22 protein-coding genes are annotated in these 20,540 nt (G+C 51.3%); 19 read left to right on the forward strand and 3 right to left on the reverse strand.

Going from position 1 to position 20,540, the window contains the following annotated elements; translation table 11 throughout:
• Positions 1 to 103: 103 nt before the first annotated feature.
• From Q8K39_RS13450 to Q8K39_RS13495, 10 genes are all read left to right on the forward strand, one after another.
• Entirely contained in the window at positions 104 to 442 is a 339-nt protein-coding gene (locus Q8K39_RS13450; RefSeq protein ID WP_305260941.1) for an antibiotic biosynthesis monooxygenase, read from the forward strand.
• A gap of 7 nt (positions 443 to 449) precedes the next feature.
• On the forward strand, positions 450 to 914 hold the full coding sequence (locus Q8K39_RS13455) for an N-acetyltransferase (RefSeq protein WP_305260895.1): 465 nt from the start codon (positions 450 to 452) through the stop codon (positions 912 to 914).
• Positions 911 to 1,558 carry an HAD-IA family hydrolase gene (locus Q8K39_RS13460; RefSeq protein WP_305260897.1) on the forward strand — a complete coding sequence of 216 codons (648 nt, stop codon included), beginning with the start codon at positions 911 to 913 and terminating at the stop codon, positions 1,556 to 1,558. Before Q8K39_RS13455 ends, Q8K39_RS13460 begins: the two co-directional genes overlap by 4 nt.
• Before the next feature lie 27 nt (positions 1,559 to 1,585).
• Positions 1,586 to 1,999 (forward strand): hypothetical protein, encoded by a 414-nt coding sequence (locus Q8K39_RS13465; protein ID WP_305260900.1) that lies wholly within the window; start codon positions 1,586 to 1,588, stop codon positions 1,997 to 1,999.
• Entirely contained in the window at positions 1,968 to 2,162 is a 195-nt protein-coding gene (locus tag Q8K39_RS13470) for a hypothetical protein (RefSeq protein ID WP_305260902.1), read from the forward strand. Before Q8K39_RS13465 ends, Q8K39_RS13470 begins: the two co-directional genes overlap by 32 nt.
• Before the next feature lie 56 nt (positions 2,163 to 2,218).
• On the forward strand, positions 2,219 to 3,289 hold the full coding sequence (locus Q8K39_RS13475) for a hypothetical protein (RefSeq protein ID WP_305260903.1): 1,071 nt from the start codon (positions 2,219 to 2,221) through the stop codon (positions 3,287 to 3,289).
• Positions 3,286 to 5,142: an AAA family ATPase gene (locus tag Q8K39_RS13480; RefSeq protein ID WP_305260905.1), complete on the forward strand. Its 1,857-nt coding sequence runs from the start codon at positions 3,286 to 3,288 to the stop codon at positions 5,140 to 5,142. The genes Q8K39_RS13475 and Q8K39_RS13480 overlap by 4 nt, the downstream gene beginning before the upstream one ends.
• Complete coding sequence (locus tag Q8K39_RS13485) at positions 5,139 to 5,795, forward strand: 4Fe-4S single cluster domain-containing protein (RefSeq protein ID WP_305260907.1); 657 nt, start codon at positions 5,139 to 5,141, stop codon at positions 5,793 to 5,795. The genes Q8K39_RS13480 and Q8K39_RS13485 overlap by 4 nt, the downstream gene beginning before the upstream one ends.
• Positions 5,796 to 8,162, forward strand: a complete 2,367-nt coding sequence (locus Q8K39_RS13490; protein WP_305260909.1) for a protein kinase — start codon at positions 5,796 to 5,798, stop codon at positions 8,160 to 8,162. It abuts the gene before it with no gap.
• Positions 8,163 to 8,262: 100 nt separating this feature from the next.
• On the forward strand, positions 8,263 to 8,664 hold the full coding sequence (locus Q8K39_RS13495) for a hypothetical protein (protein ID WP_305260911.1): 402 nt from the start codon (positions 8,263 to 8,265) through the stop codon (positions 8,662 to 8,664).
• A 149-nt stretch (positions 8,665 to 8,813) separates the two neighbouring features.
• Here Q8K39_RS13495 and Q8K39_RS13500 read toward each other — a convergent pair whose 3' ends face one another.
• Positions 8,814 to 9,044 (reverse strand): hypothetical protein, encoded by a 231-nt coding sequence (locus tag Q8K39_RS13500; RefSeq protein ID WP_305260914.1) that lies wholly within the window; start codon positions 9,042 to 9,044, stop codon positions 8,814 to 8,816.
• 328 nt (positions 9,045 to 9,372) lie between these two features.
• Between Q8K39_RS13500 and xdhA the strand changes: the two genes are divergently transcribed.
• The 5 genes from xdhA to Q8K39_RS13525 all read left to right on the forward strand — a co-directional run bounded on the left by xdhA (position 9,373) and on the right by Q8K39_RS13525 (position 16,078).
• Positions 9,373 to 10,860, forward strand: a complete 1,488-nt coding sequence (gene xdhA, locus Q8K39_RS13505) for a xanthine dehydrogenase small subunit (protein ID WP_305260915.1) — start codon at positions 9,373 to 9,375, stop codon at positions 10,858 to 10,860.
• 15 nt (positions 10,861 to 10,875) lie between these two features.
• Complete coding sequence (gene xdhB, locus Q8K39_RS13510) at positions 10,876 to 13,254, forward strand: xanthine dehydrogenase molybdopterin binding subunit (protein ID WP_305260917.1); 2,379 nt, start codon at positions 10,876 to 10,878, stop codon at positions 13,252 to 13,254.
• A gap of 7 nt (positions 13,255 to 13,261) precedes the next feature.
• Positions 13,262 to 14,380 (forward strand): xanthine dehydrogenase accessory protein XdhC, encoded by a 1,119-nt coding sequence (gene xdhC / locus Q8K39_RS13515; RefSeq protein ID WP_305260918.1) that lies wholly within the window; start codon positions 13,262 to 13,264, stop codon positions 14,378 to 14,380.
• 125 nt (positions 14,381 to 14,505) lie between these two features.
• Positions 14,506 to 15,834, forward strand: a complete 1,329-nt coding sequence (gene guaD / locus Q8K39_RS13520; protein ID WP_305260919.1) for a guanine deaminase — start codon at positions 14,506 to 14,508, stop codon at positions 15,832 to 15,834.
• 55 nt (positions 15,835 to 15,889) lie between these two features.
• Positions 15,890 to 16,078 (forward strand): 4-oxalocrotonate tautomerase, encoded by a 189-nt coding sequence (locus tag Q8K39_RS13525; RefSeq protein ID WP_110254338.1) that lies wholly within the window; start codon positions 15,890 to 15,892, stop codon positions 16,076 to 16,078.
• A gap of 2 nt (positions 16,079 to 16,080) precedes the next feature.
• Here Q8K39_RS13525 and Q8K39_RS13530 read toward each other — a convergent pair whose 3' ends face one another.
• Positions 16,081 to 17,103 (reverse strand): BMP family ABC transporter substrate-binding protein, encoded by a 1,023-nt coding sequence (locus tag Q8K39_RS13530; RefSeq protein WP_305260923.1) that lies wholly within the window; start codon positions 17,101 to 17,103, stop codon positions 16,081 to 16,083.
• A gap of 284 nt (positions 17,104 to 17,387) precedes the next feature.
• Here Q8K39_RS13530 and Q8K39_RS13535 point away from each other — a divergent pair, with 284 nt between their 5' ends.
• From Q8K39_RS13535 to Q8K39_RS13550, 4 genes are all read left to right on the forward strand, one after another.
• Positions 17,388 to 17,744, forward strand: coding sequence for an immunity 22 family protein (locus Q8K39_RS13535; protein ID WP_305260925.1), 357 nt, complete (start codon positions 17,388 to 17,390; stop codon positions 17,742 to 17,744).
• Between the two features lie 119 nt (positions 17,745 to 17,863).
• Positions 17,864 to 18,310 (forward strand): hypothetical protein, encoded by a 447-nt coding sequence (locus Q8K39_RS13540; RefSeq protein ID WP_305260927.1) that lies wholly within the window; start codon positions 17,864 to 17,866, stop codon positions 18,308 to 18,310.
• 95 nt (positions 18,311 to 18,405) lie between these two features.
• Positions 18,406 to 18,840 (forward strand): DUF6386 family protein, encoded by a 435-nt coding sequence (locus tag Q8K39_RS13545; protein ID WP_305260929.1) that lies wholly within the window; start codon positions 18,406 to 18,408, stop codon positions 18,838 to 18,840.
• A gap of 69 nt (positions 18,841 to 18,909) precedes the next feature.
• Positions 18,910 to 19,389, forward strand: coding sequence for a hypothetical protein (locus Q8K39_RS13550; RefSeq protein WP_305260931.1), 480 nt, complete (start codon positions 18,910 to 18,912; stop codon positions 19,387 to 19,389).
• 59 nt (positions 19,390 to 19,448) lie between these two features.
• Here the strand turns inward: Q8K39_RS13550 and Q8K39_RS13555 are convergent, their stop codons facing one another.
• Positions 19,449 to 19,847: an SMI1/KNR4 family protein gene (locus Q8K39_RS13555; protein ID WP_305260932.1), complete on the reverse strand. Its 399-nt coding sequence runs from the start codon at positions 19,845 to 19,847 to the stop codon at positions 19,449 to 19,451.
• Positions 19,848 to 20,540: the final 693 nt, after the last annotated feature.

A 20,540-nucleotide genomic window follows, 5' to 3' on the forward strand; every position in this document is an offset into this window, starting at 1 on the left:
CAGTTTCTGCTCAGAAAACACAAAAAAAAAACCGACAAAAAAAGATCCGGCGGATGCAAATTTATGTATGATTTGCAACTCATTTAATCCGCCGGGCTTGCGTATGTACACCTCCACTTTCACTTTCAAGAAGAAGCAATACGACGACGCTTTCTATGCGCTCGATGAGCAGATCGTCGCTCTGGCCAAATCCATACCAGGCTATCTGGGTGAAGAGAGCTGGGAGAATGCGACGACCGGGCAGGTTTCCAATGTGTATTACTGGGATAGCCTGGAAGCCTTGCAGTCGCTGATCAATAATCCCATACACCAGCAAGCCAAGGCGGCGCAGGCAAAATGGCTGGATGGGTATCAGGTGATTGTGGCAGAAGTCTTGCGCACTTATGGTGATGGCAATTTACCGCATCCTTGCTTGACCGTAGCGCCGCATGCCGCAAATTAAAACCGCAATGAAGATACAACTGAGAGAAGTAGACATCCATAATTTTGATGAGGTAATCAATTTACCCTTGTTGCCTCATCAGGAAAATTATCTGGCCAGTAATGCTTATTCCCTGGCGCAGTCCAAATATGATACTTACTACAGGCCACGTGCCATTTATGCAGATGATCAACTGACGGGTTTTCTGATGTACAAGACCATGGATGATGAAAATCGCCCCAGGGAATATGCCATACATCGCTTTATGATCGATCATCGACAACAGGGCAGGGGCATAGGGCGGCAAGCCTTGCACTTGGCTTTACAGGAAATACGCCAGGACCTGCAGGCAGAACGCATTACCATTTGCTATTTCCCGGAAAACCCGGTCGCCAAAGATTTCTATGCCAGTTTTGGATTTGTAGAAACAGGTGTGGATGAAGAGGGTGAGATGAATGCAGAGATCGTCTTGAGCGCAGCACTGGAAGAATGAACTTGCCGCTGCGCAAATCCGCTTGTCTGATCTTCGATTGCGATGGCACGCTGGTGGATAGCGAAGGCTTGTGCAATCTGGGTTTACAAAAAGAATTGCAGTGCTATGGCGTGCAAGCGGATCTTGCTGATCTGACGCAGCGTTTTCGTGGCCGCAAGCTGGCAGATATCTGTAGTGCCTTGTCGCAGCAGCATGGCTTGCATCTGGATGAGGATTTTATCCATAGTTACCGGCGCGCAGTGGATTTGCTGTTCGACGAATCCTTGCAGGCTTTTCCTGGTGTCATCGAAGTTTTGCAACAACTGGATTTGCCCATGTGCGTTGCATCTGCCGGGCCGCCGCACAAAATACGGAAAGCACTGAGCCTGACCGGGCTGAGCCGATTTTTTGGCGAGCGTATCTACAGCTCATACGACATTTCTTCCTGGAAGCCCGCGCCTGATCTGTTTTTACATGCCGCCAGTCATATGGGTTTTGCACCCGCAGATTGCATCGTGATTGAAGACAGTGAAGTCGGCATACAGGCAGCAATTGCAGCAGGCATGCAAGCCTGCTGGTTTGGGGCGGCGGCACAAGTGGCTACTTATCCACAAGTACCACGATTTTCTTCCATGCATGAGTTACCATCTTTATTGCCGCGTTAACAATCCTTCCCATGAAAGTAGCTGCTGATGAAAACCAGCCTCCACATACTCCTGATCACTGCCTTATTGGGCACAGCGCCCATGGTCTATGCAGGCAAACAGGATGAGCAGGCATTGATGGCAGGGGGGCAGGGTTTCTATGGTTGGGCGCTGAAGAATGGCAAGCAGGTTACGGCCTTGCAGCCCGCTATCAAGGACATCCCTGGTACCAAGAAATTTCAGCTCGATACCAAAAATCTTCAGGCTTTCAGCGGCAGGTTTATGGCTAGTGGTTATTTTGCGCCAGACTTTCCGGCAGCGCTGGAGCGTTATTATGGTAAGTACCAGCAACAGTTCCAGGCTTATACCGATACAGAGTTTGCCCAGATGGCCCAGGATGGCCGTGGGACCCCTGATGGACACGGAAGACATGGACATCTTCTTTTGTGCCCAGGAATATGAGTACAAGGCTTCTTTCATCAAGAAAATCAAGGCCAAGTCCATCAAGCTCGAAGGCGACACAGCCCGTGTTATCGTGGTCTCGCCTTATCAATGGGAAACTGAGTTCAAATTCGTCAAAGTGGGGCAGCGCTGGCTGATTAATGGCTACTGTGTGTTTCAGTAAGGCTACAGTCTGGCCCATGCTATATTAGCTACTTCCGCATTTCTTGAAATCCAGCTATGAGTGGTCCAACTACAGTCGTGATCACGGGCGATGGCCTTGTAATCCTGTTGTCTGCGGCGGCCATACGTGCTGCTCTGGCGGTGGCCGAGGCTCATCACTACGCCGACGCCTTGCGCGCGCATCAGGATGCTGAGCAAACTGACTTGCAAGAACGCCTGCAGGCAGCAGCAGCCCTGGGCAAACAAGCCCTGCAAGAGCAATTGCAAATCGCTGAGCAGGAATATGCCCAGTTGATTGCACTGGCTGAAAAGATAGGCTGCAGCGCACAAATCGCAGCCAGCCAGCCTGTGTCGCCAGCCGGGACGGATGAACAGGAAATCATAGAATATCTACGTAGCTTGCAGGCGCTGGTGCGTGAGTTAAGGCCAGTGTTGTTGCAAGAATCAGCCAGACGTGCAGATGCGCTCTCTGATGAAGGTGATGCCAACCTGGACGCAGCCAGTGCCGCAGCCTTGCCGCAAGACCGGCTGGCGCGCCTGTTGAAACGCATAGCCCACCTGGAGCAATTGCCCGAGCATATCGCGCAACTGGCGAGGGAACTGGAAAAGTCCCTGCCAGGTGCCCGCGCCGACATGCTGGCGAGCGAATTGCGTCTGCAAATCCAGGCCCTGCTCGAAGCGGAGAAAAAACGCCAGGTAGAACAAGCCCAGGCCCTGATACTGGAGCAGACTTTGAAAGACCTGGGTTACCAGGTCGAAGAAGTTTCACATACCTTGTTTGTCGAAGGCGGCGTGGTGCATTTCCGTCGTGCCAGTTGGGACAAGTATATGGTGCGCATGCGCATGGATGCCAAAACCGGACAAGCCAATTTCAATGTCATCCGCTCTGTCAAGCAAGGTGAAAATGAGCGCAGCGTGCTTGATCATCTGGCAGAAGACCGCTGGTGCAGTGAATTTCCTACCTTGATGGCAGCGCTGGAAGCGCGAGGCATACACATGCAAGTGACGCGGCTATTGCAGGCTGGTGAATTGCCGGTGCAACTGGTCGTGGAGGACAAGCTGCCGCAATTTGCTGAAGAAGATCAAATTGAAAGTCTTAGCCAATTAATGTCGAAAAAATTGCCATGAATGTACCCGAAACCCGCTGGCTGCAAGACTTGCAGCGCTTGCTGCCGATACGATCGCATTATGTGATTTCTGGTGCCATACGTGACAGTTTTTTACTGCCTCTGGCACCTCTGGATGCATCGTCAGGTGGTGCTACCCTGGTGCCATTCAATCGCGCCCTGTGGGAATCGTTGAAGCGTCTGGATTACCGGCTCTTGCTGATCTATGACCCGGTAGATGGCTTGCGTGTCTATCCTGACGACAGCGGCCAGCGCGAACTGGCTACCCGCTTGTTCGATGTGAAACTGGCCGATGGTTGCCAGCAAATCAGCCTCGAAAGCCTGAGCAATCTGATGAAAAAACTCAGCGCAGAAAGAGAAATGCGCTGCGCCCTGGTGCTGGATTTTGCATCGCGCATTACCCGCAAGGCAGAACAACTGGGCGAGGCCGAGCATCGATTTTTTGTCGCAGCAGAAAAAATCTCACTCACGGCCAGTGCCATCGTCCCGCGTGAGGCAGGGGGGCCACCGCAATACAACCCCATACTATGGCTGGTCAATCGTGCCCAGGATTTACCATCCTGGTTCACACTGGATAGTGAAAGAGTGGCCAGCCTGGTCATCAGCAAACCTGACTTTGAAATGCGCCAGGCGGCGGCTTTGCAACTGGCCCCTTTGTTCAATGGCTATGCGGACGCAGCCGCTACCGTGCGTACCCAGTTCGTCAAAAGTTTTACCGAAGGGACAGAGGGTATGTCGCTATCAGCTCTGTCCGACATCACTGAGCTGGCAGACCGGCAAAAGCTGGGTATTGCAGATATAGAAGATGCAGTGCGCTGCTATAAAGTAGGCGCGCTGGACAACCCCTGGCGCAAGGATTACCTGCGCAAGAAAATACGTGATGGACAAAGTTTTATCGAAGACCGCGTCAAGGGGCAGCATCCGGCGGTAGTCAAAACCCTGGATATACTCAAGCGTTCCGTCATGAGCTTGACGGGTGCGCAGGCGCGTTCTGGCGGCAGCCGTCCGCGTGGTGTCCTATTTTTTGCCGGCCCTACCGGTGTCGGTAAAACCGAATTGGCCAAGACCCTGACACAATTGGTGTTTGGGGATGAACGCGCCTATCTGCGCTTTGACATGAGTGAATTTGCTGAAGAACATACCAGCGCCCGCCTGCTCGGTGCGCCACCTGGTTATGTGGGTTTTGATGCTGGTGGTGAACTCACCAACGCCGTCAGGCAAAAACCCTTTTCTGTCGTGCTGTTCGATGAAATCGAAAAGGCCCATCCACGCATACTCGATAAATTCTTGCAGATACTGGAAGACGGCCGCCTCACCGATGGCCGTGGTGACACGGCGTATTTCTCGGAAACCATTTTGATCTTTACTTCTAACCTGGGTATCTATGTGGAGGATAACCAGGGTAACCGCAGCCAGAATGTAAAGCCCGGTGACAGTTATGAAACCGTGGAATTCAAGGTGCGCGAGGCCATAGGCAATTACTTCAAGTTCAAATTGTCGCGGCCAGAGTTATTGAACCGCATTGGTGACAATATCGTGGTCTTTGATTTTATTTCTGCTGAAGTCGCCGCAAAAATCTTTGATGGCATGCTGCGCAATGTGGCGCGTCGATTGCAGGAAGAACTCAATTTACAACTGGCTATGCCAGCGACGGTGCGTGATGAATTGCTGGCACGCTGCATACGTGATCTCAGCAATGGTGGTCGTGGTGTTGGTAACCAGCTGGAATCGAATTTCATCAATCCCTTGTCGCGCGCCTTGTTCGAACAGGAGCTGGAAGGCAAGCAGCGCGTCACTGTGATAGCCATTACCGAAGCCGATAAAGTCATCAGCCTGAGCCTGCAATTAGCATGAAGATAGCCATCAATAAAGCGCATTTTCCGGTCACCGTACTGGGGCCGGGGCGGCGCATAGGCATATGGGTACAGGGTTGCAACATAGGCTGCAAGGGCTGTGTCTCGCAAGATACCTGGGCCAGAGATAGTAGCAAGGAAATGACAGTTGCAGGTTTGCTGAGTTGGTGCCGCGAAGTCAGTGCCGGGCAATTTGAAGGCATCACTATTTCTGGTGGCGAACCCTTCGAGCAAACCAAGGCTCTGCATGCCTTGCTGGATGGTTTGCAACACTGGCGCAGCAGTGCAGGGATGGATTTTGACATACTCTGCTATAGCGGATATCCACTGGCGACCCTGCAAAAAAAACATGCAGACTTACTGCAAAAAATCGATGCCCTGATCCCCGAACCTTTCATCGCCAGCAAGCCGCTGACCCAGGCCTGGCGTGGCTCAGCCAATCAACCGCTGGTGCTCTTGTCAGACCGCGCCAGGGCGCGTATGCAGGCTTATGTTGATGCCCCCATAGACGAACAGGACAAACGCATACAGACCATGATAGACGGCCAGCGTGTCTGGTATGTAGGCATACCAGGTCGCGGTGACATGCAGGCACTGGAACAATTATGTGCCAGCCGCGGTTTGACCTTTGATAGTGTCAGCTGGAGGCCCTGAGTGAGTCAGACCTACATACGCCGCTGCCCCGCATGTGAAACCGAAAACGCGCCTGAAGTCATGCGCTGTGTTTGCGGCACCTTGTTGTCAGGTGTGGACTTGATGGAAAAACGGCAGCAGCCTGAACCGCAAGTTGAGATAAAGCCGGTCGCGACTGAAGCAAGCGTATTAATTTGCAGTTATGAAGATTGCGAACAAAGTAATCCGCTAGACAGCGAACTATGCTTGTATTGCAACCGCCCGCTGATCAAGGAGCCTGCAGCATCAACTCCAGATAGCGGCCAGATCCATAGCCTGCTATCACTGCCCCAAGCCCTGCGTGATCGCTACAAGATATTGCATCATTTGCCTACCGTGGGGGCAGAGGCTGAGCTATTGCTGGTGGAAGAAAATGTAAGCTCCATGCAGCGTGTCGCCAAGATTTACCGTCACGGCATACATGGTAAATCTGAAGTCAGGGAAAGACTGCAAACAGTGCCAGCCGAGCACCGCGTCACCGTGCTGGAAGCGGGCGTGTCAGATGGCCATGCCTATGAGCTTATGGAGTATTGTGAGCTTGGTTCCTTGAGAAAAAACATGCTGGGTAAGCGGCCAGATGCCGCCATGCTGGAAAGCATAGTACGTGAGCTGGCAGCCGCCATCGTCAGCGTGCATAAAGCCGGACTTATCCATCGTGACCTCAAGCCAGAAAATATCCTGGTGCGCACGCTGCAACCGCTGGATTTGATATTGACTGATTTTGGCATCTCTTCAGTGCTGGATGCCACGCAAAGGCTGACCGGCACGGCGCGTACCTTGCCGTATGCATCACCAGAAAGCCTGTCGGGCGTCATCGATGCCAAGGCAGATTACTGGGCGCTGGGCATGATCATGCTGGAGCTGGCTTTGGGCCAGCATCCATTTGCTGGTTTATCAGAAGCCGTGATCTTGCACCACCTGACCACGCGCGAGCTGGAACTCAATACGGTGACAGACGCCTACCTGCGCAAGCTGTTGCGCGGCCTGCTCTTGCGTGACCCCAAAAAACGCTGGGCTGATGAACAGATCATGCGTTGGCTGGCGCGTGATGCCAGTTTGCCAGACGCGGTGGAAACCATGGCCATGGGCGGTTTTCGCGAGCCCTATCACATAGGCCATGACCTTTGCCACACACGCGAACAACTGGCAGTCGCCCTGGCACGCAACTGGGATGATGGCGTCAGGGATATCTCGAATGCGCAATTGCTGGCCTGGTTCCGCGATGTGCAAAAGGACCAGAATGCAGTGCGCGTCTTGCTGGATATGCGCCAGGATAAAAAGCTCTCAGTCGATGTACAGCTATTGCGCCTGATCTTGCATCTGGCCCCTGGTATACCGCCAGTCTGGCGTGGCGAAACCATAGAGTTGCCCGCCATACTCAGCTATGCCAATCGCTCACTGAAAGGCGACGAACTTGCCACTAGCTGGCTGAACCAGTTGTATAACTACGGTGTGCTGGAAGCTTATGCCGACGCTGGCAACAAGGAGGTCGCCAGCATAGTGCAAAAATGGCAGCATTGCTGCAAGCAAATTCAGCAGGCCTGGCAAGAGGCTTTTGGCCTGGTGAAAGATTATGCCAGCAAGCATTTGCCGGGTGAGTATGCCAATATCGACAAGCTCGTTTATGGCATTGAGGCAGATGATAGGGTACCCCTGCATAAATTGCATGCGCGCGTCCTGGCGCTGGCCTATGATGAACGCTGGCCCGAGCGCCTGCGCAAACGCCTGGTCATCGCCTATGCTGGCTTGAAAGCTTATTGCCCCTGGCTATCTGCACTCGGTGAGATAGAACAAATGCCTGTGGCCTCGCTGCTGGTGCTGGAAGCCCTGTTGCCCGAAGCGCAAAAAGCCGTTGAACGCCAACAAAAAGCCGAGGCCTGGCAACGCACTGCTGACCAGGATGCGGCTGCGGCCATGAAGCAGGAAGTTGTACGCAGCATCAAAGCCCTACGCGTAGCTGCGACCGACAGCCTCTTGTCCACCGTCGCCGCAGATGATCTGTACAGAGCATTGGATGACTACCATGATTTGCTGGAAAAGCTGCGCGCTTCGGCCAGCACCGAAATAGCCTGGCAGGACGCCAAAAAAGCAGCATTGAGAGTAGAGCACACCGTCGGAAAAATCTCGCTGCTGCTGAATAAGCTGGCTGCCCGGCGTATCGAAAACCAGGGCTGGGTAGGGCGCGAAGTGCAGATTTTTGTTGCCGTCGTCTTGCTGGGTGTGCCAGTGTTTTTACCTGCGGTGAATTTTTACTGGATACCTGGCTTGATTGCGGCAGTCGCTGTCTGGCGCTTCCTGCCTAATTTTCTGACTATGCGCAAAATCCGCGAGCTGGGTACGCAATTGTGAATTTTGCAAATATCTGATATTTCCCGTAAACATCTGAGATAGTTGTTTGCATCAAAAGACAGGAGTCATACAGATGTCGCCGATTTTTACGAAAATGAATTTGAAAGAGCAAAAACGGCTACTGATAGTCAATGCGCCTGCATCTTTCCAGCCTGTCATTGATGAACTGGTTGCTGAAGCAGATGTGGAGATTTTTCAGGATATCAAGAAATGCAAACGCTGCGAATTTGCCCTGGCGTTTGTCAGCAAGCAAGATGAGCTGGACAAGATCAGTGCTGCCCTGCTGACTAAAATCGAGGGAGATGCCTTGTTGTGGTTTGCATATCCGAAAGGTACGTCTAAGAAGTATAAGTGCGAGTTCAATCGGGATACTGGCTGGGATGTGATCAAGGCGGCGGGGTTTGATACGGTGAGGATGGTGGCGATTGATGAGGATTGGTCGGGGTTGAGGTTTAGACATAGTGATTTTATTAAGAATTCTTCTAAGAAATCTGCTGATTAGTTTTCGGCTTGAGGTGCAAGAATGAGGGGGCTGAGATACTTACCTGGCTAGTCAGCCTTTAAAATTTTTATAATCTTAGTAACGTCATTCCAGCGTGCTTTTAGCTGGAATCCAGCGGCGTTCGACGCATACTGTTAGGTATATGAATTTCAGATTCGTCGTGTTTTGGACATCTGTTTTTGAAGTACGTTTACACGTAATTTAGGATTGCCGGCCGGTGGTAGACCGGCGGCTACATACCTTTTTGCTTCGCCAAAAAGGTATGCCAAAAAGGCGACCCAGGCGTCGTCGCCCCCTAAAGGGGATTCCCGTTTGTGCAGTACAAAAAATGGGAAGTCCCGAAACTCGCTGCGCTCAAACAGCGGTCCTTCTTTTTCCATTTTCTGTAATGCACAAACGGCGTCGACACATGGGAACGGCAGAAATTCAAAAGCAACCGCAACGTCAATACGACCTGCTACGTATATTTTGCGTGTATTTCTTAGTCAGACCGATATACAAAAACCGTGATATCCCCCATTTACACCCCGGTCTGCGTTTTCCCCTGTACTGTCTATACTGAATACTGACAAGGCTTTCCAGCCTGTCAGGGTGATGGTTTGGTGTTTTATATTTTTGTGCGCAGATAAGCTACATCATTTTATGCATATAGATGTCAGCGCCACGGATGCTAACCTCGCCCCATAAGAATTTCATACCGGAGCATTCATGTCTGACCCTATTCGTTTCTATTACCAAGGCCAAATTCAGCAAGTCAGCAATGCTGCGCCTACGCGCACGCTATTGCAGCATCTGCGCGAAGACATGCATTGCACAGGCACCAAGGAAGGTTGTGCCGAGGGCGATTGTGGTGCCTGTACAGTAGTCATTGGTGAAATGAAACATGGTCAGCTGGAATTGCAGTCGGTTAATTCCTGCATACAATTCCTGCCCACCCTTGATGGCAAGGCGGTGTTTACGGTAGAAGACTTGCAACAAAAAAATGGTGAGCTGCATCCCGTGCAACAGGCGCTGGTGGAATGTCATGGTTCGCAATGTGGTTTCTGTACGCCGGGCTTTGCCATGTCGCTGTGGAGCCTGTACCTCAAAAAAGAAGGCAGTACTGTCCCGCCATGTCGCAAGGAGATAGACGAAACCCTGTCCGGCAATCTCTGCCGTTGCACAGGCTACCGCCCCATCATCGATGCCGCAAAGCGCATGGGTGAATTGCCAGCGGCTGAGTTTGACCGTGCGGCAGTCATCAGTGGCTTGCAAGGTTTGCAGCGTGGCGAGATGTTCAGCTATACGGCAGATGGCCAGACTTTCTTTGCACCGCGCACTTTGCAGCAACTGGCTGAAGTGCGTGAAGCCAACCCCAATGCCACCATACTGGCAGGTTCCACCGATGTCGGCCTGTGGGTGACCAAGCAAATGCGCGATCTGGGCAATATCATTTATGTGCGTGAAGTCGATGCGTTAAAACACATCAAGACCGTGGATGGCATGCTGGAGATAGGTGCTGCCGTGTCGCTCAATGATGCCTATGGCGCAGTCTGTCAGCATTATCCTGATGAACTGACCGAGATGTGGCAGCGTTTTGCTTCACAACCTATACGTAATACTGGCACGCTGGGCGGCAGTGTCGCCAATGGTTCGCCGATTGGTGATTCTGCACCGTGGATGATCGCCCTGGGCGCAGAGATAGTCTTGCACAGCGTGCGCGGCCAGCGCGTTCTGTTGCTGGAGAGTTTTTACCTCGACTATATGAAGAAGGATATGCAGCCTGGCGAATTTGTTGCCGCCGTGCGCATACCTTTGCCCAAAGCCGGGCAGCAATTCCGCACCTATAAACTCGCCAAGCGCTATGATCAGGATATCTCTGCCGTCTGCGCCGCTTTTGCGATCAGCCTCGATGGTGATAATGGTGACATCGTGCGTGATGCACATATCGCCTTTGGCGGTATGGCCGCTACCTCACGCCGCGCACCACTGGCCGAAGCAGCCTTGAACGGCCAGCCTTGGAATGAAGCAACGTTAAAAAATGCCATGGCCTTGCTGGCACAGGATTACACACCACTGACTGATATGCGTGCCAGCAATACTTACCGCATGCAGACAGCACAAAATCTCTTGCGCCGTTTCTGGCTGGAGACGCGCACTGATGCACCACTGAAACTGCAGGCCATCAATGTCTTTGCCACTGTTACCGCTGAATAAGGCTCGGGAGAAAACATGAATACCCAAACTGAAGCTTTCCTGACAGACAAAAACCTTGCCAAAGATGGTGCAGACTGGGCGGAGGTAGGCAAATCACATCCGCATGAATCAGCAGTCTTGCATGTGCTGGGCGAGGCGCGTTATACCGACGATATCCCTGAAGTGCAGGGCACTCTGCACGCGGCACTTGGGCTGTCGTCCAAGGCACATGCGAATATCCTGTCCATGAATTTTGATGCAGTCAAAAGTGCGCGTGGCGTGGTGGCGGTATATACCGCCAAGGATATCCCCGGCACCAATGACTGCGGCCCCATCATCCATGATGACCCCATCCTGTCAGAGGGCCTGGTTGAATATGTAGGCCAGCCCATCTTCATCGTCGTTGCAGACACGCATGACAATGCGCGCCGCGCCGTGCGCAAGGCTGAGATTACCTATGAAGAATTGCCTGCGATACTGACGCCGCAAGAAGCAAAAAAAGCCCAGTCCTTCGTCCTGCCACCCATGCGCTTGCAACGTGGCGATGCGCAGGCCGCGTTCGAACGCTCACCACGCCGCGTCAAAGGGGAATTGTATGTGGGCGGCCAGGAACAGTTCTACCTCGAAGGCCAGATTTCTTACGCCATACCCAAAGAAGACCGCGGCATGCTGGTGCTGTGTTCTACCCAGCACCCTAGCGAAATGCAGCATGTGGTTGCGCATGCACTCGGTGTACACAGCCACAACATCGTGGTTGAATGTCGCCGTATGGGTGGTGGTTTTGGTGGCAAGGAATCGCAATCTGCCTTATGGGCGGCGGCAGCAGCGATTTCTGCGGCCCAGCTGAAACGCCCAGTGAAACTGCGTGCGGACCGTGACGACGACATGATGGTGACTGGCAAGCGCCATTGCTTTTACTATGATTATGAAGTCGGTTATGACGACGAAGGCCGCATCATTGCCGCCAGGGTGGAGATGGTCTCGCGTGCCGGTTATTCTGCCGATTTGTCAGCGCCAGTAGCAACCCGTGCCGTCTGCCATTTCGATAATACCTACTACCTTGGTGACGTCGATATCCGCGCCATGTGCGGCAAGACCAATACCCAGTCGAATACCGCCTTCCGTGGTTTTGGTGGCCCACAAGGGGCGATTGCGATTGAATACATCATCGATAATATTGCCCGCGACCTGAACAAGGATGCGCTCGACATACGCAAGATCAATTTCTATGGCCGCAATGACGAAGAGGGTCGCAATATCACCCAGTATGGCCAGAAGGTAGTCGATAACGTCATCCATGAACTGGTGGCAGAATTGGAAACCAGCAGCGAATACCAGCAACGCCGTGCCGATATCAAGGCCTTCAACTTCAGCAGCCCCGTCCTTAAAAAGGGTCTGGCACTGACGCCGGTTAAATTTGGCATCGCCTTCAACGTCACCCATCTGAACCAGGCTGGTGCTCTGGTACACATCTATACTGATGGCTCGGTACTGGTCAATCACGGCGGTTGTGAAATGGGGCAGGGCGTGAATACCAAGGTGTGCCAGGTAGTGGCGCATGAGCTGGGCCTGAACCTGGACAAGGTGCGCGCTACCGCCACCGATACCAGCAAGGTTGCCAATACCTCGGCTACTGCCGCTTCGACTGGTGCTGACCTGAACGGCAAGGCCGCGCAAAATGCCGCGCATACACTGCGCCAGCGCCTGGCTGAATTTGCCGTGAAAACTTATGGTGGCGAACTGGCAGACATCCGCTTTGCGGCGGGCCAGGTCAGTGTCAATGGCCTGGATATCCCGTTTGAAGCCCTGGTGCAAAAAGCCTACCTGGCACGGGTGCAATTATGGTCTGACGGTTTTTATGCGACACCGGGTTTGCACTGGGACCCCAAGACCATGAGCGGCAATCCCTTCTCTTACTATGCCTATGGTGCCTCGGTATCCGAAGTCATCGTCGATACCCTGACTGGTGAATGGAAACTCTTGCGCGCTGATGCCCTCTACGATGCCGGTAATTCTCTGAACCCCGCCATCGATATTGGTCAGGTAGAAGGTGCTTTCATACAGGGCATGGGCTGGCTGACGACAGAAGAATTATGGTGGAACAAAAGCGGCAAGCTGATGACGCATGCACCTTCGACTTACAAGATCCCAGCGATTTCTGATTGTCCTGAAGACTTCCGCGTCAGCCTGTTCAAGAACCGCAATGTGCAAGACAGCATACACAGGTCCAAGGCCGTTGGTGAGCCGCCTCTGTTGTTGCCGTTTTCTGTTTTCTTTGCAATACGTGACGCGATTGCCAGCGTGGCCGACTACCGCTATAACCCGCCACTGAATGCACCGGCAACCAGTGAAGCGATCTTGTCAGCCATCAATGGCGTAGAAGCAATGGCAGCATCATCCAGTCAGGAAAAGTGAGCCGCATATGAAGCTTTGGTTAAACGCTATCGCCAGTCAGTCCATACCCAAGATATTGGTGACGGTTGCTACTGTCTTGGGTTCTGGTCCGCGTGAGCCGGGTGCCAAGATGCTGGTCACGGCAGATGAATTATTCGACACCATAGGTGGCGGCCACTTGGAAATGAAGGCGACAGAAATCGCCCGCAGCATGCTGGCCATGCCGGAATCCCAGCTTGCCGCCCAGCGCCGCTTTGAACGCTTCCCGCTAGGCCCCAGCCTGGGTCAATGCTGTGGTGGTGTTGTGCATCTGGCGTTTGAACGTGTGCAGGCTGACAGCCTGGCTTATCTGAATTGCCTGAACCAGCGCTGGCGTCTGGGGCAAGATAGCTGGCGTCTGCTGGCTCTCGATAGCAACACAGCACCAACCCTGTGCGATGCCAATGGCACGCACCTGACAGGTCCAGCCTGGCCAGCGGGTTTGCCAGTACAAATCGATACCAACACCCCATGCCAGGTTTTGACCGATACAGCAGACCAGCGCTGGCTGCTCGATTCCTGCCTCGCCTATCGTGCCCACCTGATGCTGTTTGGAGCAGGCCATGTCGGTGCCGCCATAGCTCGTGCCATGGCTGAGCTGCCTTGCCGTATCACCTGGGTGGATGAACGCGAAGATATGTTCCCACCCAGGCTGGCAGCCAATGTCACGGTAGAAGCGACGGATACACCAGAAGCCCTGATTGCTAAAGCCGCTCCGGGCACGTCTTTCCTGGTGCTCACGCATAGCCACGCACTGGATCAAAAACTGTCTGAACATATCCTGCGTCTGCCGGATGTAGGCTGGTTTGGCCTCATCGGTTCGCAAACCAAGCGCGTACAGTTTGAGCGCCGCCTGCGTGAACGCGGCATACCGGCTACCCGTCTGAATGACATGGTGTGCCCCATAGGCTTGCCCGGCATACACGGCAAGCAACCGGCAGTGATTGCCGCCTCGGTCGTTGCCCAGCTTTTGCAAGTCTGGGAAGAACATGAAATCCATCAGCAAAAGGAACTCAGCCGCGTGCTTGCGCGTATAGGTGCTGATGTTTCTGCATCTAATAGAGAAAAACGAGCGCTAGATGAGTGTCACTCGCTGGCTAAGCGTTAAACTCTCGCTGTTAGCGCTTAGCACCCACCAGATCAATGCGAATGTGATGCCAGACCGGCAGACTTGATGAACAAGTCGTGGTCTGGTTTGATTGCGCCTGCAAGACAGAATTCAGAAAGACCACGATGAGCAATATTTCAAGTAAAAACACGCTGCAAGCTTACCGCGCCAGTGTGCTGCATTTCCAGCAAGACCCGGCCTTTCATGCGCAGGCTTATGCCTGGCATGAGGATGGCCTGTTGATCGTTGATGGTGGCAAGATCGTCGCCGCAGGCGAATATGCCCAATTGCATACCAGCCTGCCTGAGGGTACTGAGGTCATCGATTACCGCGGCAAACTCATCGTGCCGGGTTTTATCGATACCCACATCCATTACCCCCAGACTGACATGATCGCCTCGCCAGCGCCCGGTTTGCTGCCCTGGCTGGAGACTTATACCTTCCCGACTGAACGTCAGTTTGCAGACATCAATCACAGTGCCCAAGTCGCGCATTTTTTCATTGATGAATTGCTGCGCTCAGGCACCACGACAGCCATGGTGTATTGCACTGTCCATCCAGAATCCGTCGAAGCTTTCTTTACCGAGAGTGAAGCACGCAATCTGCGTATGGTGGCAGGCAAGGTCTTGATGGACAGGAATTGTCCTGAATTCCTGCGCGACACTGCCGAGGGCGGCATACGCGACAGCGAAACCCTGATCAAGAAATGGCATAAACGTGGCCGCCAGTTGTATGCAATCACCCCACGCTTTGCACCTACCTCCAGCGACGCACAAATGCAACTGGCAGGCGAACTGGCGCAGGCTTATCCCGATACCTTCCTGCAGACCCACGTCGCAGAAAATACCGACGAAGTAGCCTGGGTCAAGTCCCTGTACCCAAAAGCACGCAGCTATCTCGATGTGTATGACCAGTACGGCATGCTGCGCCCGCGTGCCATGTACGGCCATTGCATATGGCTTGATGACGCTGACCGTGCGCGCATGGCAGAAACGCAGTCGGCAGTGGCGATGTGCCCGACTTCCAATCTCTTTCTCGGTAGCGGCCTGTTCAATTTTGAACGTGCCGATGCCCAGCAAGTCAGCCTGTCACTGGCCACCGATGTCGGTGGTGGCACTTCATTCTCCATGCTGCGCACCATGAATGAAGCCTACAAAATGGCACGCCTCGGTGGTACTTACCTGCCTGCGCTACGCATGTTTTACCTGGCAACCCTGGGTGGCGCACGCAGTATGCAGCTTGAAGGCACGATAGGCAATTTCGTTAAGGATGCAGAAGCTGATTTCATCGTGCTTGACCCGCAAGCCACGCCTTTGCTGGCGCGCCGTACCGGACATACAGAGAGCCTTGATGAATTGCTGTTTGCCCTGGCCTTGCTGGGGGATGACCGCACAGTGGCTGCCACTTATGCTGCAGGCAAACTGGTACATCAGCGACAAGCCGTGCATAAGTGATTTATGATGGTGGGTATTGTTCATTAACTGTTCAACACCTTTTCGAGGAAAAACCATGCCCACCATCAATGTACAAATGTTTGAAGGCCGCACGCTCGAGCAAAAACGTGCCTTCGTCAAAGCCGTCACCGAAGCCAGTGCCCAAACCTTGGGTTGCTCCCTCGATGCTGTGGATATCATCATCCAGGAAATCAAGCGCGAAGACTGGGCTTCTGGCGGGACTTTGTGGTCGGATAAAAAGTAAGCCTATTCCACTTTCAATTTGCCCTTGATAATCGCCTGACTGGCTTCGCGGAGTTTTTGCAGCACAGGCCGCTGGCGCAGGATATCGCAATCAGAATATGCAGCATCAGTGCTGATACCGGTCAGTGATACTGCTCCTTCTTTCAAGCCATAATCTATTCTGGTTGCAGTTGATCCGGCCAAAATAGCCGCGACCGCCAGACTGATGGCCGTATCTCCATGCACCTGCATATTGTCGATAACTCGGCCCGCAGTCCTGGGGCACTGGTTGACATAGCTGCCTATGGCCCGCGCCTTGCTGTTGCCGGCAAGCGCTTTGAACACCCCATTATTGCTGCTGCCAGCGGCGGCATAAATCATATCCACACCATCCGCCAGCATGCTCTTGGCCAACGCTTCAGCACGCGCTGCGTCATTGAAGGGCTGGCTACCTTCAATCCAGACGATATGGCTGAGGTCCGCATCCGGCCTGACTGACCTGGCACCGGCGATGAAGGCATCAACAGGTTTTTGCTTCAGCGGCGTCTTCACTGCACCTATGACACCTAATTTTCCGCTTGCTGACACCAGCGCAGCTTCCATACCCGCCAGGTAACTGGCCTCGCTTTCGCGAAAGCTGATGCACAGCAGATTCGGTGGTGGATTGGCAATGCATTGTTCCAGTATCACGAAACGCACGTGGGGCGCAGTGCGCGGCACGGTATCCAGCAATTCCCTGAATTCATAGCCTATCATGACAATGATATTCGCCCCCAGCCTGATGGCATTTTCCAGCTGCTTTTGCCTGCCCGCACGGTCAGCCTGGCTTGCCAGGGTAGTGGCTTGCATCTGGTACATCTGCGCCGCCTGCTTGATGCCATCGCTGCCTTGTTGCAGATAGGGGTCGTCGTTATCGGGGACAGGGCGTATGTAGAAAATCTTTTGTGGTCCTGTGGCGTGGGCTGGGCTGTTCGTCATGTTGATCAAGAGACTCATGATCAGTAGCGCGGCCCTGATGATATTGTTGTTGTGGATGTGGGTTTGCATGGTCGTCCTCCAGGTATTTTTACTGCTGACTTCGGGGTCAGCATGAGGTTTTATCTTGGAGGAAAAAGATGGGCGATGAGGGTGTTATGCGCAATAATGAATATGGTTTTTGGGGGATAGGTGAGAATAGGGCTTGTGTTAGCTGGCAAAAACCAGAATTGAACACGTCCTTGGAAATCGAAGTTGCAGAAAAATATTTGCAGCGATTTCAGTTTCGATCTAATTCTCTTTGACGAAAATAATATCCATGAATGCATGCAAAAATTGGCGAAAAGGATAGTCTGATGAGCACAAATGAAAAGGATGGGGTGGTCTCCATTTGGGTTGGATTTGAACATCAGCAAAGTGACATCGATTTGCTTAAAGACCTTTGTGGAGTGGATTTCTATGATCTTGATTTTCAGGAATGTATCCCGGCCCTGAATGGTAAAACAGATGCAATCGAAAACTTAGTTGACCAACTTTCATATAATGAATCTTTTGGTCGAAAAGTTTGTTCTGCGGCTCGGGACATGGGCATTGATCAAGTAGCCTGGATAGTGATGCAATTGAATTTCTTCTTTGATCTGAACAACGCAAAAAAGAATATATCTGACAAGATCGGGTTTTTAGGCGTGTTTGACTACGAAGAAGATAATTAGTGCAGGCGAAAATCATGTGTATGCCCATGCTCGCATGGGAAGACGCATAGCTAATCGCCCCTGTGGACTAATTATCTTTAAGAAGACGAGGAATAGTAATTGTGTATTTAAATCCGACTATGTTACCAACTTCAGCAAAACTAGTTTATGAATTATCTTTGGAACTTGCGCATGATTTTGAACAAGTATCTTTAGCTCAGACACTCACGCTGGACGAATCAAGGCCACTTATGGGATTAAGAGGAACATACGGTCTTTTTGGAAGTGAGAAATGGTGGAGGAATATTGCCAATGGCCTTATGCCGACAAAAGTTATATCTGGTGTTATTGAAAGGGTTTACTCTTCTGGACAAGATGCAGACAATGAAATAAACACGATGGATGTTATTTCAAAAGAGGGGGAACACTTGATGGAAGGGATATATCTTAATTTTGAAAAGGATCTATCACTATTTAAAGTCGGTGCCGAAGTTTATATTTTTTATGCGTTAGATCCCCTGAAAAAACAAACTTCAGGTGGTGCAGTCCAATTTTCCGAGATCGTTGTAGAAGTGGCTATTTCGTGAATTTCTATCGATTCGAGGAAACAGGAGATAGTTTTAGCCATTCCTCGCTCACAATCTTGTGAGCGATTACAAAAAAGCGAAGTTAAAGATTTTCTATGAATACTTTTAAATTTGTGACTGACACCGCGACCATGTGCGTTTTTGACTTGGCGTGTTTGAAACATCGTCTTGAAGACGATGCGGATTGGTGGAGTATTCCAAGTGCTGAAATTCAGGAAGTGAATAACGGTAACGTGGCTTTCTTAAATTTAGACAGTGATGGGAAATACTCTGTTTCTATCGTCGATGCTATAGCCGAGCCAGATGTGAGCGTCAACTTGAAGTTCAATTCTGGAAGAGTGTTTTTTGGAGCTGCCGAAGAAGTGAGCAGTGATGGATTAGAGCCTGAAGCCTTGAGAGGCGGGATGTTTCTTGAGTTTCCGGTTGGGTTCTACGCTTTGCATATCAAGAAGACTGGGTCTTCAATATCCCTTGTGATAGAGACTTCTGACATCAGTACAAACTCATTTTGTAGAGTCGTGCGAATTTGAAATACTATTCATTTAAAGACAGGTAGTTTCCTTTATGCGGGTTGCTATAAAAAAGTGTGAGAAAGAACAGTGAAAAAACTAAAGGACCAGATACTAGGTGACCTAAGTTATGAATATGGTTGGACTCGACCATATGGTTGTATTTTCTTGGGTAAAAAGGTAAGCGTAAACCTTGCTATATCTTGTGATGAGGGTGATGAAATTGAATCTAGTCAGCGAGAAGCCTTTCAGCGGTTTGACGAAAAAGCAGACTCATTTCTTGCGCAAGCTGAGGTGGCTATATTTGAATACTACCAAAGTAATTGTCAGGAATATAGAGATAGGTTTGGCATTGAATTTGCTGATGAGATGGCTCCAATTATTCACAGTCAATCACAACTAGGTACTATCGTTTTACCAATTGAAATTATTATCAAGCAATCATTTGGCGCAAATGAAAGAATAGTTGGCTTGCTTTATGATTGTTCATGGGAGCCGTCGCTAGGACTGGCAGTAAAGTTTGTTGACGAATGTTTGGAAGAAGTAGGAGTACAGGACATAGTTCTTTAATGTTGTCTATGTGGGCCAATAAGTTTTTCGGGCGTAATTTCCAGGCTAGTTATGTCGGTTTATAGTTGTGCGATTATTTCACGGATGAAGGTTTGGAAATCTGGCGCAACGATGCTTACTTCTAAGTCCAGGGGGTTGACTTCAACTATACACCAGGCTTCGTCGGTCTTGAAGCCAGCATTGAAGCCTTGAAAATCGTCACCAAAAAAAAGAATATTTTCAACTTGTTGACGGTCATCACCGTAGATAAAATCTGGATCAATCAAACCCGAATACAAACTATATTGACTATCTCCAATAGTCCCGGCACCGATTGAAGTCAGGAAGTCTACATAGTCGGATGGCAATTTTTCATGAACCTGTTGACTCTCCTGAATTCTCATTGGGTCGACAGGCTTCAACTTTCCTAACAATGCGCCCGTGCTTAGCAAGTGCGATAAATCAGAATATTGACTCATTTTACTTTCACTTATCAAATGGTTTGCGCAGCAGGGTAACGACGGTTCAAGTCTAGCGCTTCACATGGTCAAGTTTGTGGGCGATTACGTGTGGCTCGAATTGAATGCTCTAGACTTCAAAACGGACATTCTAAATTAGCGACAGTGGCCAGGTCCAGCATTGATGCATCTTCTACTTTGTTGGCGAATACTTACCGCTAATCTTTACTATACGGGCTTTTTGTTGACTTGCTAAACCAAGCTGAAGGCTCTTTGACTTATAGTAAAACTATTGACGTCATTCCAGCGTGCTTTTAGCTGGAATCCACAGCGCTTTGGAACACCATGTGGTGATTTACTCTTCGCGCTTTTCACTACCTACATACGTGACTTAAGATTGCAGGCCGGTGGTAGACCGGCAGCTACATCCCTTTTTGCTTCGCCAAAAAGGGATGCCAAAAAGGCGACCCAGGCGTCGCCGCCCCTGCGGGGTTCCCGTTTATGCAGTACAAAAAATGGGAAGATCCGAAACTCGCTTCGCTCAGACAGCGGCTCTTCTTATTCCATTTTCTGCACCGCACAAACGGCGTCGACACATGGGAACTACCAAAAGTCAAAAACAACAGCAACAGCAACAGCAACAGCAACAGCAACAGCAACAGCAACAGCAACAGCAACAGCAACAGCAACAGCAACAGCAACAGCAACAGCAAC

This window comes from Undibacterium sp. (assembly GCF_030683615.1).
GTDB classification, from domain to species: Bacteria; Pseudomonadota; Gammaproteobacteria; order Burkholderiales; family Burkholderiaceae_D; genus Undibacterium; species Undibacterium umbellatum.